Genomic DNA, 15752 nt, shown 5'->3' on the forward strand with positions numbered 1-15752 from the left:
CATGCCTGAACGCCGTACCGTCGCACTGGTCACCCTTGGCTGCGCCCGTAACGAGGTGGACTCCGAGGAGCTCGCAGGCCGTTTGGAGGCGGACGGCTGGCAGCTCGTCGAGGACGCCGCGGACGCCGATGTCGCCGTCGTCAACACCTGCGGCTTCGTCGACGCCGCCAAGAAGGACTCCGTCGACGCCCTGCTGGAGGCCAACGACCTCAAGGGCCACGGCAAGACCCAGGCCGTGGTGGCGGTCGGCTGCATGGCCGAGCGGTACGGCAAGGAGCTGGCCGAAGCCCTGCCCGAGGCCGACGGCGTGCTCGGCTTCGACGACTACGCCGACATCTCCGACCGGCTCCAGACCATCCTGAACGGCGGCATCCACGCCGCCCACACCCCGCGCGACCGGCGCAAGCTGCTGCCGATCAGCCCCGCCGAGCGCCAGGAGTCCGCGGCCGAGGTCGCCCTTCCCGGGCACGCGCCCGCCGACCTCCCGGAGGGCCTGGCCCCCGCCTCCGGCCCCCGCGCGCCGCTGCGCCGCCGCCTCGACGGCTCCCCGGTCGCCTCGGTGAAGCTGGCCTCCGGCTGCGACCGGCGCTGCACCTTCTGCGCCATCCCCTCCTTCCGCGGCTCCTTCATCTCCCGCCGCCCCAGCGACGTGCTGAACGAGACCCGCTGGCTCGCCGAGCAGGGCGTCAAGGAGATCATGCTGGTCTCCGAGAACAACACCTCGTACGGCAAGGACCTGGGCGACATCCGCCTGCTGGAGTCGCTGCTGCCCGAGCTCGCCGGGGTGGACGGCATCGAGCGGGTGCGAGTGAGCTACCTGCAGCCCGCCGAGATGCGCCCCGGGCTCATCGACGTGCTCACCTCCACGCCCAAGGTCGCCCCCTACTTCGACCTCTCCTTCCAGCACTCCGCCCCGGACGTGCTCCGCGCGATGCGCCGCTTCGGCGACACCGACCGCTTCCTGGAGCTGCTGGACACCATCCGGGGCAAGGCCCCCGAGGCCGGTGTGCGCTCCAACTTCATCGTCGGCTTCCCCGGCGAGACCGAGGCCGACCTGGCCGAGCTGGAGCGCTTCCTGAACGGCGCGCGCCTGGACGCCATCGGCGTCTTCGGCTACTCCGACGAGGAAGGCACCGAGGCCGCGACGTACGACAACAAGCTCGACGAGGACGTGGTCGCCGAGCGGCTGGCGCACATCTCCCGGCTGGCCGAGGAACTGGTCTCGCAGCGCGCCGAGGAGCGCGTCGGCTCCACGGTGCAGGTCCTCGTCGAGTCGGTGGACGAGACCGAGGGCACCTACGGCCGCGCGGCCCACCAGGCGCCGGAGACGGACGGGCAGGTACTGCTCACGAGCGGCGCGGGCCTGAGCGTCGGCCGTATGGTCGAGGCCAAGGTGGTCGGTACGGAGGGTGTCGACCTGGTGGCCGAGCCGCTGGCGGGCCATCCCGGAGGCAGTGAGGAGGCGGGCAGATGACCGGAGTGCCGGCGGCCGCGGGCGGACCCGCCCGGGCGAACGGCGCGGCTGCGGCTCCCGCCCCGGCAACGGGGACGGCAGGGGTCGCCGCCCACGGCCAGAGTGCCGCCGGGCCCCGCGGGGCCGCGCCGGCCGCCGCGGTGCCGGACGGGCCGGAGGGCGGCCCCCCCGCCCCCGCTGCGCACGGCGGAGTCTCCGGGGACGCGGTGTCCGGCGGCGGCCCGGAGAGCGCGAAGCCCGCGCGGGGCGGCAAGATCGCGGCTGCCGCGGTCAATCAGGCCAGTGTCTGGAACATCGCCAATCTGCTGACCATGCTGCGGCTGGTCCTGGTGCCGGCCTTCGTCGCCCTGATGCTCGCCGACGGGGGGTACGACCCCGCGTGGCGTTCGCTCGCCTGGGCGGCCTTCGCCATCGCCATGATCACCGATCTGTTCGACGGCCATCTGGCCCGCACCTACAACCTCGTCACCGACTTCGGGAAGATCGCCGACCCCATCGCCGACAAGGCGATCATGGGGGCGGCGCTGATCTGTCTCTCGGCACTGGGCGACCTGCCGTGGTGGGTGACGGCGGTGATCCTCGGACGGGAACTCGGGGTCACCCTGCTGCGTTTTCTCGTCATTCGGTACGGGGTCATCCCGGCGAGCCGGGGCGGCAAGCTCAAGACCCTCACACAGGGCGTGGCCGTCGGGATGTACGTGCTGGCGCTGACGGGGTGGCTCGCCACCCTGCGCTTCTGGGTGATGGCCGCGGCGGTCGTGCTGACCGTGGTGACCGGACTGGACTATGTGAGACAGGCCATTGTGCTGCGCCGGCAGGGAATCGCCGAGCGCAAGGCCGCGTTGGAGGAGACGGAAGGGTGAGTTCCACGGCTGCCGGCATCGCCGCCGACGTGGTGCGACTACTCACGGTGAGGGGCGAGACGGTCGCCGTCGCCGAGTCGCTGACCGGTGGACTCGTCGCCGCGGAGCTCACGGCGGTCCCGGGGGCGTCCAAGGCGTTCCGCGGCTCGGTGACGGCCTACGCCACCGAGCTGAAGCACCGGATGCTCGGCGTCGACGCCGGTCTGCTGGCCGGGCGCGGGGCGGTGGATCCGCAGGTCGCGGCACAGATGGCGGCCGGAGTCCGCGAGGCGCTCGGAGCCGACTGGGGAATCGCCACCACCGGAGTCGCCGGCCCCGACCCCCAGGACGGACAGCCCGTCGGGACGGTTTTCGTGGCGCTGGACGGGCCCGTTGGGCCGGGTTCCGGTTCTGCCGGTGGCGGAAAAGTGCGGCCGCTGCGGTTGAACGGCGACCGCGCGGAAATTCGTATGGAGAGTGTACGGAGCGTACTCGCACTCCTCCTGACGGAACTTGCGAGCGAACAGACCGGGAATGAGCGGGCACAGGATACGGAACAGAACGGGGGGTTTTGATGTTTGCAGCCCTGAGTGAACACGACATCGCTCCCCGCACGGCCGCGGCGCGAGGCGGTACGGTGGGGCGTGAAGGATGCGGCTACGCGGTCCGAGGAGGGAGCCACCGATGATTCTGCTCCGTCGCCTGCTGGGTGACGTGCTGCGTCGGCAGCGCCAGCGCCAGGGCCGTACTCTGCGCGAAGTCTCCTCGTCCGCCCGAGTGTCACTCGGCTATCTCTCCGAGGTGGAGCGGGGGCAGAAGGAGGCTTCCTCCGAACTGCTCGCCGCCATCTGCGACGCGCTGGACGTACGGATGTCCGAGCTGATGCGGGAAGTGAGCGACGAGCTCGCCCTCGCCGAGCTGGCCCAGTCCGCTGCGGCCACCCCCAGTGAGCCTGTACACACGCCGGTTCGTCCGATGCTGGGTTCCGTCTCGGTGACCGGTGTGCCACCGGAACGGGTGACCATCAAGGCGCCCGCCGAAGCGGTGGACGTGGTCGCCGCGTGAGTGTCTCGCGGCCCTGAAAGAGCGTGACGTGTGAGCCCCGGCCGGGGCTTCTCCGGGAAGACCGGAGAAGTGGGGTCGGGGTTTTCGCATGTCCGGACGCAGTCTCGCCCGATCCGTCCTTCCCCGTTGTCACTTAGGGTATTTGCTCCGTTTGCCGCGTATGACGGATCCGGTCATGGTGGAGGGGCCACGACTGGGTGAGTCACCGGAGGTGCGGATGAACGTCGTGAAGAGCCCGCTGTCCGACACGGACCTGAAGACCGTCGCCGACGCACTGCAAGGGGCGCTCGTCGACCTGGTCGACCTCGCGCTGGTGGCGAAGCAGGTGCACTGGAACGTCGTCGGCCCGCGGTTCCGGTCGGTGCACCTCCAACTCGACGAGGTGGTGGACTCCGCGCGCACGCACTCCGACACGGTGGCCGAACGGGCCTCCGCGCTCGGCGTCTCACCCGACGGACGCGCCTCGACGGTGGCCTCCGGCAGCGGCATCGGGGAAGTGGCCGGCGGATGGGTCAGGGACGAGGACGCGGTGCGGGTGCTCGTGGGCGCGCTCGGCGCGGTGATCACCCGCATGCGGGACCGGGTGACCGCCACCGAGCAACCCGATCCCGTGTCCCAGGACATCCTCATCGCCATCACGGCGGACCTGGAGAAGCACCACTGGATGTTCCAGGCCGAGAACGGGTGACGCCGGACGACCCGAGTGGTGCGCTCCCGTGCCCGTGGTGCGCCCCCGTGCCCGCGGTGCGCCCTCCCCGCGCTGAGAGCGGCCCTCTGGCGTCGGCCCGGTCGGGGTGAGACGGCGTTCTGGCGGCGGGCTGGAGGTGACGGGCCATGGCGGGGCGGATAGTGCGCTGGGGGGCCGTTCTGGGGCTCGGAGCGGTGTGGTGGTGGGCCCTGTTCCGGGTCGTGGTCGCCGCGGACGCGGGGGCGCTCGAAGGGGCCCTGGTGGCCGGGGGGTGGGGGCTCAGTCTGCTCCCGGTCCACACCGTGTCCAAGGCGAGGGCCGTCGGAGCGGTCGGGACCGGGCGCTGGCGGGCGGCCTGGCGGGCGGGGGGTGCGGCTGCGGACGCGAAGGCGGAGGCGGGTGTGGGCGGGAAGCCGGGTGAGGGGTCGGGTGGGTGTGAGCGGGGGGCCGGGTGAGGCAGCGGGGGCGGGATGGGGTCCGGGCTTGGCGAGTGTCTCCGCCGTGGCGTGGGGCTGGGCGAGGGGATAGAGCGGACGCGGGGTTTGGGGGTGGAGGGGAGTGTGGGGGCGCGGGCGTTGCCGGGGGCCGTCAGGCCGTCGTTCCGCCTGGGGCGCTGACGTGTCGTTGTGCGGCGAAAGGGCCGGTGGCGTCCCGCGCGGGGGCGGACGCGAAGACGGGGTGGGCGGGCGCGAGCAGGGCTGACGGGCCGTCAGTCGGAGCGGTGCGGCGCCTTCGTCGGGTGCGCACCGCGGGTGCGGGGGCCTGAACGAGAGGCGGCCGGGGCCGGAGCCGGGCCGGTCTGGCACCGGGGGCACCAGTAGGTGGGGCGGTCCCGGGAGCCGTCGCCCTGGTCGGCGATCCGCACGGGGGTGCCGCAGCGCAGGCAGGGGCGGGGCGCGCGGCCGTAGACGTACAAACCCTGACCGCGGCGGCCTGTGGTGCTGCGGACCGGGCGTTCACGGTTGGCCTCCAGCAGCTTCTTGGCGAGGACCGGGAGCTGGGCGGCACGGTCGGCGGGAAGGGCGCCGACGGGCAGCCAGGGTGTGGCGCCGAGCAGGAAGCACAGCTCGCTCTTGAAGACATTGCCGATCCCGGCGAGGTTGCGCTGGTCCAGGAGAGCCTCGCCGAGGGGGCGCGCGGGGTCGGCGAGGAGGTTGGCCAGGGCCCGGTCGGCGTCCCAGTCGGGGCCCAGCAGGTCGGGGCCGAGGTGACCCACCGCACGGTCCTCGTCGGCCGTGCGGAGCAGTTCGAGGACGGGGAGGCGGTACCCGACAGCCGTGCGGTCCGCGGTGCCGAGGATCGCGCGGATCTGGTGCTCCGGACCACCGGTCCAGCGCTCACCGGCCTTGTAGATCCTCCAGGAGCCGTCCATCCTCAGGTGCGAGTGGACGGTGAGGCCGCCTTCGACGCGGGTGAGGAGGTGCTTGCCGCGCGGGGTGACGTCCAGGACGGTACGGCCGGTGAGGTCGGCCGTCGCGAACCGGGGCACCCGCAGGTCCGAGCGGGTCAGCACCTTGCCCGCGAGGGCGGCGTGCAACCGGCTCGCGGCCTGCCAGACGGTGTCTCCTTCAGGCATGCGTCAAGGGTGGCACGAGCGGGCGGCCGAGTGCGTTCCCGGGGGCGTGGTTCCGGGTGCCCGCACGTGCCGGTGCTCAGGCGCGCAGCCGCAGCCCCCTCGGGGTGGCGACGAAGCCCGCGCCCTCCAGGAGGGCACCGATGGGCGAGGTCAGGGCCTGGACACCGTTGATCCGCTCCACGGTGACCGTGCCGAGCGAGCCCGCGCGGGCGGCTGCGGAGAGCGCGTCCGCGGCGGCGCGCAGCCGGGGGTCGTCCGCGGGTTCGGTGTCCTGGTCGGCGGGCCAGGCCAGCAGTGTCTTGCCGCCGCGCTCCATGTACAGCACCAGGTCGCCCTCGACGAGGACGACGAGCGAGCCCGCCTTGCGACCGGGTTTGTGCCCGGCGTCGGTGGGCGGGTCGGGCCACGGGAGGGCCGCGCCGTAGGCGTTCGCCGGGTCGGCGGCGGCGAGGACGACGGCGCGCGGGACGGGGGGGCCGGTCAAGCGGCGGCCGGCGCCCTGGCCGAACGGCGGCCGCCCGCCGCCCGTCCGGGCAGGGGAGGAGCGGCCCCGGTCGCCCGGGGAGCCGTACTCGTCCGGCACCGGGTGACCGGCCGGGGTGTCGAAGGGGTCGCCTCCGTCCGCGGTGTCGTACCAGGTGGCCGCGTGGTCCCCGAAGGGGCCCAGCGGGCGGGCGCCGTCGAGGAAGTCGGCGGTGGCCCTGTCGACGCCCACGGGCGCGCCCGTACCGTCGGGGCCGGGCATGGCGGCACCCGTGGGCCAGGGGGTGCCGGGACCGGTGCCGGGGCCCGGGAGACCGGGACTGCCGTGGGCGAAATCGGCGTCCGGGCGGCCGGCGTCGCGTTCGCGGGCGTTGGCCACCGCGCGGAGCCGGTCCACCGCGCCGTCCATCGCGAACTGGGCGGCGCCCAGGCCCTCCACCACATAGCCGCGGCGGGCCTGGCCGCTCTCCTCGAAGGCGGACAGGATGCGGTACACCGCCGAGAATCCGCCCTCCACGCCTTCGGCGGCCACCGCACCCCGGGTCACGACGCCGTGCCGGTCGAGCAGCGTGCGGGCCAGGGCGTGGGCGCGCACGGTGGTGTCGGGCTCGCGCGCGGGGAGCAGGGACCAGCGGCCGGCCACGGTCGGCGGGCCGCCGCGGGACGTGGGGCGCGCGGCGGCCGTCAGCGAGCCGTACCGCCCGCGCGGCACGGCGCGCTTGGCCCGGTGGGCCGTGGAACCCGCGGTGCGCCCGGAGCCCAGCAGGGCGCGCATCGGGGCGAGCGTGTCGTTGGTCAGCCGCCCGGACCAGGCCAGGTCCCACAGGACGTCGGCCAGTTGGGGGTCCGTGGCGTCGGGGTGGGTGGTGGCGCGCACCTGGTCGGCGATCTGGCGGAAGAACAGGCCGTAGCCCCCGGAAAGGGTGTCCAGGACGGACTGGTGAAGAGCCGTCAGTTCGAGCGGATGCGGGGGCGGCAGCAGGAGGGGGGCCGCGTCCGCGAGATACAGGGAGACCCAGCCGTCCTTGCCGGGAAGGGCTCCGGCTCCGGCCCACACCACTTCTCCCGCGGCGGTCAGTTCGTCGAGCATCGCCGGCGTGTAGCCGGCCACGCGGGACGGCAGGACCAGCCTCTCCAGGGCGGAGGCCGGGACGGAGGCGCCCTGGAGCTGTTCGAGGGCCCGCACCAGTCCGTCGACGCCGCGCAGGGCGTGACCCTGGCCGATGTGCTGCCACTGGGGGAGGAAGTGCGCCAGCGCGGGCGGTGGCACCGGCTCCAGTTCGTGCCGCAGGGCGGCGAGCGAACGGCGGCGCAGACGCCGCAGGACGGCCGCGTCGCACCACTCCTGGCCGATGCCCGCCGGATGGAACTCGCCTTGGACCACCCGCCCGGAGGCCGCGAGGCGCTGCAGGGCGCCCTCGGTGACCGCCACGCCGAGCCCGAAGCGGGCCGCCGCGGTGGCGGAGGTGAACGGGCCGTGGGTGCGGGCATAGCGGGCCAGGAGGTCGCCCAGGGGGTCCTTCACCGGTTCGGTGAAGGCTTCCGGGACACCGACGGGCAGGGCCGTGCCGAGGGCGTCGCGCAGCCGGCCCGCGTCCTCGATCGCCGCCCAGTGGCCGGCGCCGGCGATGCGCACCCGGATCGCGCGGCGCGCCCCGGCCAGCTCCTGGGCCCACTGGGGCTCGGCGCCCCGCTCGGCCAGTTCGGCGTCGGTGAGCGGGCCGAGCAGCCTCAGCAGGTCGGCGACGCCCTCGACGTCCTTGACCCGGCGGTCCTCGGTGAGCCACTGCAGCTCCCGCTCCAGCTCGGTCAGCACCTCCGCGTCGAGCAGCTCGCGCAGCTCCGCCTGGCCGAGCAGCTCGGCGAGCAGGCGCGAGTCCAGCGACAGGGCCGCAGCGCGGCGCTCGGCGAGCGGGGAGTCGCCCTCGTACAGGAACTGGGCGACGTACCCGAAGAGGAGGGACCGGGCGAAGGGGGACGGCTCGGGGGTGGTGACCTCGACCAGGCGGACCTTGCGGGACTCCAGGTCACCCATCAGCTCGACGAGACCGGGGACGTCGAAGACGTCCTGGAGGCATTCGCGGACGGCTTCCAGGACGATCGGGAACGAGCCGAACTCGCTCGCCACCTGGAGCAGCTGGGAGGCGCGCTGCCGCTGCTGCCACAGCGGGGTGCGCTTGCCCGGGTTGCGGCGCGGCAGCAGCAGCGCGCGGGCGGCGCACTCCCGGAAGCGGGCCGCGAACAGGGCCGAGCCGCCCACCTGGTCGGTGACGATCTGGTCGACCTCGCCCTTGTCGAAGACGACGTCCGCCGCGCCGACCGGTGCCTGCCCGGCGTCGTACTCCGCCCCGGCCCGCATGGGCTCCTGGTCGAGCAGGTCCATGCCCAGCAGGTCGGCGTCGGGCAGCCGCAGCACGATGCCGTCGTCGGCGTGCATCACCTGGGCGTCCATGCCGTACCGCTCGGAGAGCTTGGCGCCGAGCGCGAGCGCCCACGGGGCGTGGACCTGGGCGCCGAAGGGGGAGTGGACGACGACCCGCCAGTCACCGAGCTCGTCACGGAAACGCTCCACGACGATCGTGCGGTCGTCCGGGATGTGGCCGCACGCCTCCCGCTGTTCCGCCAGGTAGGACAGCACGTTGTCCGCGGCCCAGGCGTCGAGGCCCGCGGCGAGCAGCCGCAGCCGGGCGTCGTCCTCGGGCAGCGAGCCGACCTCCCGCAGGAACGCCCCCACCGCGCGTCCCAGCTCCAGCGGGCGGCCCAGCTGGTCGCCCTTCCAGAAGGGCAGCCGGCCCGGGACACCGGGCGCTGGGGAGACCAGGACGCGGTCGCGGGTGATGTCCTCGATGCGCCATGAGCTGGTACCGAGTGTGAAGACGTCGCCCACGCGGGACTCGTAGACCATCTCCTCGTCCAGCTCGCCGACCCGGCCGCCGCCCTTCTTGGGATCGGCACCGGCCAGGAAGACGCCGAAGAGGCCCCGGTCGGGGATGGTGCCGCCGGAGGTGACGGCGAGGCGCTGGGCACCGGGGCGGCCGGTGACCGTGCCGGCCACGCGGTCCCACACCACGCGCGGGCGCAGCTCGGCGAAGGCGTCGGACGGGTACCGCCCGGCGAGCATGTCGAGGACCGCGGTGAACGCCGACTCGGGGAGCGAGGCGAAGGGTGCGGCGCGCCGGACGGTGGCGAGCAGGTCGTCCACCTGCCAGGTGTCCAGCGCCGTCATGGCGACGAGCTGCTGGGCCAGCACGTCCAGCGGGTTGGCGGGGATCCTCAGGGACTCGATCGCCCCCGTGCGCATGCGCTCGGTGACCACCGCCGCCTGGACGAGGTCGCCGCGGTACTTCGGGAAGACGACACCGGTGGAGACCGCACCGACCTGGTGTCCCGCGCGGCCGACGCGTTGCAGGCCGGAGGCCACGGAGGGCGGGGACTCCACCTGGACCACCAGGTCGACCGCACCCATGTCGATGCCGAGCTCGAGGCTGGAGGTGGCGACGACGGCGGGGAGGCGGCCGGCCTTGAGGTCCTCCTCGACCAGGGCGCGCTGCTCCTTGGAGACCGAGCCGTGGTGGGCGCGCGCGATGACGGGCGGGGCGCCCTGGGCGGCACCCGAGCCGCCCATGAGCTCGGCGGGGGAGTGGTGCTCGTCCAGGGGCTCGCCGGTGGCCCGTTCGTACGCGATCTCGTTCAGGCGGTTGCACAGGCGTTCGGCGAGACGTCGGGAGTTGGCGAAGACGATCGTGGAACGGTGGGACTGGACGAGGTCGGTGATCCGCTCCTCGACGTGCGGCCAGATCGACGGGCGTTCGCCGCCCTCGGTGCCCTCGGCGACCGGGGAGCCGCCCAGCTCGCCCAGGTCCTCGACCGGGACGACCACCGAGAGGTCGAACTCCTTGCCGGACTCGGGCTGGACGATCTCCACCTTGCCGCGCGGGGCGAGGAAACGGGCGACCTCGTCGACCGGGCGGACGGTCGCCGACAGGCCGATGCGACGGGCCGGCCTCGGCAGCAGCTCGTCCAGGCGCTCCAGGGACAGGGCGAGGTGGGCGCCGCGCTTGGTGCCGGCGACGGCGTGCACCTCGTCCAGGATCACCGTCTCCACACCGGTCAGCGCGTCCCGCGTGGCCGAGGTCAGCATCAGGAAGAGGGACTCGGGGGTGGTGATCAGGATGTCCGGCGGGCGGGTGGACAGGGCGCGGCGCTCGGCGGCGGGCGTGTCGCCGGAGCGGATGCCGACCTTGACCTCCGGCTCGGGCAGACCGAGTCGGACCGCTTCCTGGCGGATGCCGGTGAGCGGGCTGCGGAGGTTGCGCTCGACGTCGACGGCCAGGGCCTTGAGGGGCGAGACGTACAGGACGCGGCAGCGCTTCTTGGGGTCGGCCGGCGGGGGAGTGGAGGCCAGCTGGTCGAGGGCGGCGAGGAAGGCGGCCAGGGTCTTGCCGGAGCCGGTGGGGGCGACCACCAGGACGTCCGAACCCGCACGGATCGCCTGCCACGCCCCCGCCTGGGCCGCGGTGGGCGCGGAGAAGGCACCCGTGAACCAACCGCGGGTCGCGGGCGAGAAGCCGTCGAGGGCCTGGTGTCGGGAGCTGGCCATGCGTCCATCCTGCACCCCGGCACTGACAATCGGGCTGAGCTGGGGTTTCTCGGGTCAACGCCCCGGAGGTCGGGGCATCGCCGGCACGGGTGTCCCGCCGCTCCGGGCACCGCGAGCACGGGTGTTCCGCCGTCGCCGACAATGGGGGCATGGGTTCGAGTGAGCGGGCGCGGCACTGGCAGTACGCCGAGCTGCCCGGGGTCGACCTGCTGCGGGCCCGGTACGTCCGCAAGACGTTCGTGCGGCACACCCATGAGCATTTCGTGATCGCCGCCATCGCGGACGGGGTGGAGGTCTTCCACCACCGCGGCGCCGACCAGTACGCCGGGGCGGGAGCACTGGCGCTGGTGAACCCGGACACGCCGCACACGGGGCGGGCCGGGGTGCCCGAGGGGTGGCGGTACGGGGCGGTGTACCCGTCTCCCGAGGTCGTGGCGGAGATCGCGGCCGAGACGACCTCGATCCGCGGGACCCCCGGCTTCGTCCGGCCGGTGCTCGACGACCCGTACGCCGTGGCACTGGTGCATCAGGTGCTGCGCGCCACCGACGAGGGGAACGCGCTGGCCGCCGACACCCTGCTGCGGGTGGCGGTGACCCGGCTGCTCCGGCTGAACGGCGGTCCGCTGCCGCAGCGGGAGGTGCGCACGGCCGGGGCGCGGACCGCCGCTGCGGCGCGGGCCGTGCTGGAGGAGCGGATGGCCGACCCGCCGACTCTGGAGAAGCTGGCGGGAGACCTGGGGACCAGTCCCTTCGCGTTGCTGCGGGCCTTCCGGGCGGCGTACGGGATGCCGCCGCACGCCTGGCTGACCGACGCGCGCGTGCGGCGGGCCCGGCGGATGCTCGATTCGGGCCGCCCGCCCGCCGAGGCAGCCGTGGCCGTGGGATTCACCGACCAGCCGCACCTGAACCGGCACTTCAGCCGGATCGTGGGGGTCCCGCCGGGGGCGTACCAGCGGGAGCGCAAGAACGTACAAGACGCGCCGGGCGGGCCGCGGCTAGCGTCCGACGGGTGACAGAGGAAACAGCTCTCGCGGACATACGGGCCGACGACGGGGACAAGCCGGACACCGCCGTCGTACGGGACGCCCTGGGCGTCGGAGTCGCCGTAGGACTGTCCGGCTTCGCCTTCGGGGTCACCTCGGCGGGCAGCGGTCTCAGCCTCGCGCAGACGTGTCTGCTCAGCCTCCTGGTGTTCACCGGCGCGTCCCAGTTCGCGCTGGTGGGGGCACTCGCCGGCGGCGGGAACCCGGTGACGGCCGCCGCCGGTGCGCTCTTCCTGGGGGTGCGCAACGCCTTCTACGGGCTGCGGCTCTCCCAGGTGCTGGCCCTCCCGCGCGCGGTGCGGCCGTTCGCCGCACAGTGGGTGATCGACGAGACGGCGGCCGTCGCGCTGGCACAGCCCACGCGGCGTACCGCGCGGATCGGGTTCGCCGTCACCGGGCTCAGCCTCTACGTGCTGTGGAACGTCACCACGCTGCTGGGGGCGCTCGGCGCCGAGGCCATCGGCGACACCGACGCCTGGGGACTCGACGCGGCCGGACCCGCCGTCTTCCTGGCGCTGCTGGCGCCGATGCTCAGGACGGGCACCGAGCGGACCGTCGCCGGGCTCGCCGTCGTCCTGGGGCTCGGGCTGCTGCCCGTGCTGCCCGCGGGAGTGCCGGTGCTCGTGGCCGCGCTCGCCGCGCCGGCCGTGCTGTGGGCGCGGGGACGCCGGGGAACGGGGGACCGGTGAACACCTGGATCGCCATCGGAGCGACGGTCGCGGGCTGCTACGCCGTCAAGCTCGCCGGGCTGCTGGTCCCCGCGGGGGTGCTGGAGCGGCCGCTCGTCAGGCGGCTCGCCGCCCTGCTGCCCGTCGCCCTCCTCGCCGCCCTCACGGCCCAGCAGACGTTCGCCGACGGGCAGACACTGGTGCTGGACGCGAGGGCCGCGGGCGTCGCCGCGGCCGGCGTGGCACTCGTACTGCGCGCGCCCTTCCTGGTCGTCGTCGCGGCGGCCGTGGTGGTGACGGCGGGGGTGCGCGCCCTGGGTGGGTGAGCCGGCCGGGCGCTTCCGTGCGTCCTGTGGCCCGCCGGGCGCGGCGCTCCTCATGGTCCCGGGCGGACCCTGGCCGGGAGCTCAGCCGATCGGACGGCCGTGCGCCCTGAGCGCGTGCAGGGCGTCGATCGTCACCGCCGGGCGCGCCTCCAGGGCGGCAGCGGGGGCCCACTGCCGCCAGCGGACCGGCCAGCCGCCGTCGTCCTGCTGCCCGGCCGCCAGGTGGTCGAGGGAACGTGCCATCTCGTCGTCGGTGAACCACGCGCGCGCGAGGGACCGCGGTGTCGGTGCGTAGTCGTGCGGGAAGTGGTGCTCGCCCCGGGCGTAACCGGGGGCGACAGGCCAGGCGTCGAGGTGCTCCGGGTCGAGCACCGCGAGCCGTTGCTCGCGCACCAGGCGGCCCAGGCGGCCGGCGGCGGCCTCCGCGCGGGCGCGGTCCGGAGCGGCGTCCAGGAAGGCGACGGCCGCCTGCACCTCGTACGGGTGGGACCGCTCCATGCCCTCCACGGCCTGCCAGCAGAAGTCCGTGGCCCGGAACAGCCACGCGTGCCACACCTCGTTGCGGTGCAGCAGGCCGACGACGGGACCGGTGGCGAGGAGGTCGCTGGGCGGATCGTCCACGATCGGCACGAAGGGGGCCGCCGGGTAGCCGCGCTGGCTCGGGTGGACGGCCGGCAGCGCCCCGTCGGCCGTGGACACCGAGGTCAGGTAGCGGCACACCCGCTCCACGCGCTGTCCTCCGCAGCGCCCGATCGAGTCCAGCACGCGCAGCGCCCGCGCGGTGTGCAGCGGCTGGCTCACCGGGCCGCGCAGATCGGGCTCCAGGGCGTGGCCGTAGCCGCCGTCCTGATTGCGGTAGGCGTCCAGCGCGGTCTCCACGGGGTCGGCGCCGCCGTTGAGGAAGTGGTACGCGAAGAGGCGCTGTTCCAGCACCCGCGCGGTGAGCCAGACGAACTGCTCGGCGCGGAAGAGCGGGGACCGCGCCGAGGGCGTCGAGGGGGCTGGGGCTGCTCCTGTTTCGGCCATGGCACCGACCGTAGGGCGTGCGGAGGGCCCGGCGAGCGGTCCCGGTCGGGGCCCACTCTCAGGGGCGGGATACTGGTGTCATGCGGTTGACGGTCTTCTGGGAGCGGATGGCGGAGCACTTCGGGACGGGGTACGCCGAAACCTTCGCGCGCGATCACGTGATGTCGGAGCTGGGCGGACGCACCGTCGACGAGGCGCTGGCCGCCGGCTGGGAGGCCAAGGACGTGTGGCGCGTGGTCTGCGACGTCATGAACGTGCCACCGGAGAGGCGCTGACGGGCCACGGGACCACCGGCCGGTGACCGGCTGTCGGTGGCGTGGGCGAGACTTGCACCGTGGCATCCACAGACGAGACCGGGCAGGCAGCCCAGCACGCATCCTCGAACGGAACGACGCCGCCCGGACGGCCCCCGGCCGACGGCGCCGGGCCGGGCGCGCGCATGCCCCGGTGGTTGCCGCGGGCCATGGTGCTGGCGCTCGCGCTCATCGCCGCGTTCCAGCTCGGCAGCTGGGCCTTCCACCAGCTCACCGGCCTGCTGATCAACATTCTGATCGCGTTCTTCCTGGCCCTCGCCGTGGAGCCGGCGGTGAGCTGGATGGCCGCGCGCGGGATGCGCCGGGGGTTCGGCACCTTCCTGGTGTTCCTCGCCGTGACGGTGGTGGCCGCCGGCTTCGTCACCCTGCTCGGGTCCATGCTGGCGGGCCAGATCGTCACCATGGTCGAGGGCTTCCCGGACTACCTCGACTCGGTGATCAACTGGATCAACACCCACTTCCACACCGATCTGAAACGGGTGGACATCCAGGAGGGCCTGCTCCGCTCCGACTGGCTGCGCAACTACGTGCAGAACAGCGCCACCGGAGTGCTCGACGTGTCGGCGCAGGTCCTCGGGGGACTGTTCCAGCTGCTGACCATCGGGCTGTTCTCGTTCTACTTCGCCGCCGACGGGCCGAGGCTGCGCCGGACGATCTGCTCGGTGCTGCCGCCGGCCCGGCAGGCCGAGGTGCTGCGCGCCTGGGAGATCGCCGTGGACAAGACCGGCGGCTACCTGTATTCGCGCGGCCTGATGGCGCTCGTCTCCGGCGTCGCCCACTACGTGCTGCTGGAGGCCCTGGGCGTGCCCTACGCGCCCGTGCTGGCCGTCTGGGTGGGCCTGGTGTCGCAGTTCATCCCCACCATCGGCACCTACCTCGCGGGCGCCCTGCCGATGCTGATCGCCTTCACCGTGGACCCCTGGTACGCGCTGTGGGTGCTGATCTTCGTCGTGATCTACCAGCAGTTCGAGAACTACGTCCTGCAGCCCAAGGTCACCTCCAAGACCGTCGACATCCACCCGGCGGTCGCCTTCGGCTCGGTCGTCGCCGGCACCGCGCTGCTCGGCGCGGTCGGCGCGCTGATCGCCATCCCGGCGATCGCCACGCTCCAGGCGTTCCTCGGGGCGTACGTGAAGCGGTACGCCGTGACGGACGACCCGCGGGTCCACGGCCACCGCGGGCGGGGCAACGGGCCCGGTCCGATCCTGCGCCTGCGGGGCCTGTGGCGGAGGCGGCGGCCCGCCGGGCCCCCTCCGCGCTCCTAGGGGCCGAGCGAGCCGGCTCCGGTCAGCGGCGCGCGTCCGCCCCGGGTGCGGGGGCGACGGGTCCGGCCGGACGGCCGAGCGGGCCGAGCGCGGCGACCGACGGGCCGAGCGGCAGATGACGGGCCGGCCGCGGGGCTGTCGGGCTGCCTGCACCGGGGGTGGCGGGGTGCGCGTCCGCAACGCCTCACGAGCCGGGGGTCTCGCTTGACACAAAAATCGAACATCCATTCATATAGAGGCTCCGGCGAGGCTCCGGATGGGCGTTTCGACCCGCTTCGGGGAGAGAAGTGCCTCAGTTATCCACAGGCCGGACCCGCGTCAGGGCGCATTGTCAGTGGCACGCGTTAGCGTCTTTGACGTGAAGCGATCGACTCAAGCAAAT

At 73.9% G+C, this 15752-nt stretch carries 13 protein-coding genes; 10 read left to right on the forward strand and 3 right to left on the reverse strand.

The annotated features are described in order from the left end of the window. The first annotated feature begins 1 nt into the window (after position 1). The 5 genes from rimO (at position 2) to SGLAU_RS24510 (ending at position 4069) form a co-directional block, all read left to right on the forward strand. Positions 2–1474 (forward strand): 30S ribosomal protein S12 methylthiotransferase RimO, encoded by a 1473-nt coding sequence (gene rimO / locus SGLAU_RS24490; protein ID WP_078957871.1) that lies wholly within the window; start codon positions 2–4, stop codon positions 1472–1474. Next, on the forward strand, positions 1471–2337 hold the full coding sequence (gene pgsA / locus SGLAU_RS24495) for a CDP-diacylglycerol--glycerol-3-phosphate 3-phosphatidyltransferase (RefSeq protein WP_043504584.1): 867 nt from the start codon (positions 1471–1473) through the stop codon (positions 2335–2337). Before rimO ends, pgsA begins: the two co-directional genes overlap by 4 nt. Next, positions 2334–2891: a CinA family protein gene (locus tag SGLAU_RS24500; protein ID WP_043504586.1), complete on the forward strand. Its 558-nt coding sequence runs from the start codon at positions 2334–2336 to the stop codon at positions 2889–2891. Before pgsA ends, SGLAU_RS24500 begins: the two co-directional genes overlap by 4 nt. Before the next feature lie 109 nt (positions 2892–3000). Beyond that, entirely contained in the window at positions 3001–3381 is a 381-nt protein-coding gene (locus SGLAU_RS24505; RefSeq protein ID WP_043504588.1) for a helix-turn-helix domain-containing protein, read from the forward strand. Between the two features lie 217 nt (positions 3382–3598). Then, complete coding sequence (locus SGLAU_RS24510) at positions 3599–4069, forward strand: Dps family protein (protein WP_043504590.1); 471 nt, start codon at positions 3599–3601, stop codon at positions 4067–4069. A 709-nt stretch (positions 4070–4778) separates the two neighbouring features. On the opposite strand, the gene SGLAU_RS24520 is transcribed toward SGLAU_RS24510, so the two are convergent. Further along, positions 4779–5645 carry an Fpg/Nei family DNA glycosylase gene (locus tag SGLAU_RS24520; protein WP_043504592.1) on the reverse strand — a complete coding sequence of 289 codons (867 nt, stop codon included), beginning with the start codon at positions 5643–5645 and terminating at the stop codon, positions 4779–4781. Between the two features lie 76 nt (positions 5646–5721). Continuing rightward, positions 5722–10728 (reverse strand): ATP-dependent helicase, encoded by a 5007-nt coding sequence (locus tag SGLAU_RS24525; RefSeq protein WP_043504593.1) that lies wholly within the window; start codon positions 10726–10728, stop codon positions 5722–5724. Positions 10729–10877: 149 nt separating this feature from the next. On the opposite strand from SGLAU_RS24525, the gene SGLAU_RS24530 reads away from it, so the two are divergent. Genes SGLAU_RS24530 through SGLAU_RS24540 form a run of 3 tightly spaced genes read left to right on the forward strand, consistent with a single transcriptional unit; the run spans position 10878 to position 12765 of the window. Beyond that, positions 10878–11741: an AraC family transcriptional regulator gene (locus SGLAU_RS24530; protein ID WP_043504594.1), complete on the forward strand. Its 864-nt coding sequence runs from the start codon at positions 10878–10880 to the stop codon at positions 11739–11741. After that, positions 11738–12460 carry an AzlC family ABC transporter permease gene (locus SGLAU_RS24535; RefSeq protein WP_043504596.1) on the forward strand — a complete coding sequence of 241 codons (723 nt, stop codon included), beginning with the start codon at positions 11738–11740 and terminating at the stop codon, positions 12458–12460. Before SGLAU_RS24530 ends, SGLAU_RS24535 begins: the two co-directional genes overlap by 4 nt. Beyond that, positions 12457–12765, forward strand: coding sequence for an AzlD domain-containing protein (locus tag SGLAU_RS24540; protein WP_043504598.1), 309 nt, complete (start codon positions 12457–12459; stop codon positions 12763–12765). Before SGLAU_RS24535 ends, SGLAU_RS24540 begins: the two co-directional genes overlap by 4 nt. A gap of 81 nt (positions 12766–12846) precedes the next feature. Here the strand turns inward: SGLAU_RS24540 and SGLAU_RS24545 are convergent, their stop codons facing one another. Next, positions 12847–13791 carry a hypothetical protein gene (locus SGLAU_RS24545; RefSeq protein ID WP_078957872.1) on the reverse strand — a complete coding sequence of 315 codons (945 nt, stop codon included), beginning with the start codon at positions 13789–13791 and terminating at the stop codon, positions 12847–12849. Positions 13792–13871: 80 nt separating this feature from the next. On the opposite strand from SGLAU_RS24545, the gene SGLAU_RS24550 reads away from it, so the two are divergent. After that, a complete protein-coding gene (locus SGLAU_RS24550; protein ID WP_043504601.1) occupies positions 13872–14066 on the forward strand; it encodes a DUF3046 domain-containing protein in 195 nt (64 codons plus the stop codon). A 59-nt stretch (positions 14067–14125) separates the two neighbouring features. Then, positions 14126–15370 (forward strand): AI-2E family transporter, encoded by a 1245-nt coding sequence (locus SGLAU_RS24555; RefSeq protein WP_208868938.1) that lies wholly within the window; start codon positions 14126–14128, stop codon positions 15368–15370. The last annotated feature ends 382 nt before the right edge of the window (positions 15371–15752 follow it).

The organism is Streptomyces glaucescens, assembly GCF_000761215.1.
Taxonomy (GTDB): domain Bacteria; phylum Actinomycetota; class Actinomycetes; order Streptomycetales; family Streptomycetaceae; genus Streptomyces; species Streptomyces glaucescens_B.

What these genes read in the sequence shown, in the direction of transcription:
- SGLAU_RS24510 (WP_043504590.1), top strand. Translation starts at nt 3,599, where the DNA reads ATGAACGTCGTGAAGAGCCCGCTGTCCGACACGGACCTGAAGACCGTC.
- SGLAU_RS24520 (WP_043504592.1), bottom strand. Translation starts at nt 5,645, where the DNA reads ATGCCTGAAGGAGACACCGTCTGGCAGGCCGCGAGCCGGTTGCACGCC.
- pgsA (WP_043504584.1), top strand. Translation starts at nt 1,471, where the DNA reads ATGACCGGAGTGCCGGCGGCCGCGGGCGGACCCGCCCGGGCGAACGGC.
- SGLAU_RS24545 (WP_078957872.1), bottom strand. Translation starts at nt 13,791, where the DNA reads ATGGCCGAAACAGGAGCAGCCCCAGCCCCCTCGACGCCCTCGGCGCGG.
- SGLAU_RS24550 (WP_043504601.1), top strand. Translation starts at nt 13,872, where the DNA reads ATGCGGTTGACGGTCTTCTGGGAGCGGATGGCGGAGCACTTCGGGACG.
- SGLAU_RS24525 (WP_043504593.1), bottom strand. Translation starts at nt 10,728, where the DNA reads ATGGCCAGCTCCCGACACCAGGCCCTCGACGGCTTCTCGCCCGCGACC.
- rimO (WP_078957871.1), top strand. Translation starts at nt 2, where the DNA reads ATGCCTGAACGCCGTACCGTCGCACTGGTCACCCTTGGCTGCGCCCGT.
- SGLAU_RS24530 (WP_043504594.1), top strand. Translation starts at nt 10,878, where the DNA reads ATGGGTTCGAGTGAGCGGGCGCGGCACTGGCAGTACGCCGAGCTGCCC.
- SGLAU_RS24505 (WP_043504588.1), top strand. Translation starts at nt 3,001, where the DNA reads ATGATTCTGCTCCGTCGCCTGCTGGGTGACGTGCTGCGTCGGCAGCGC.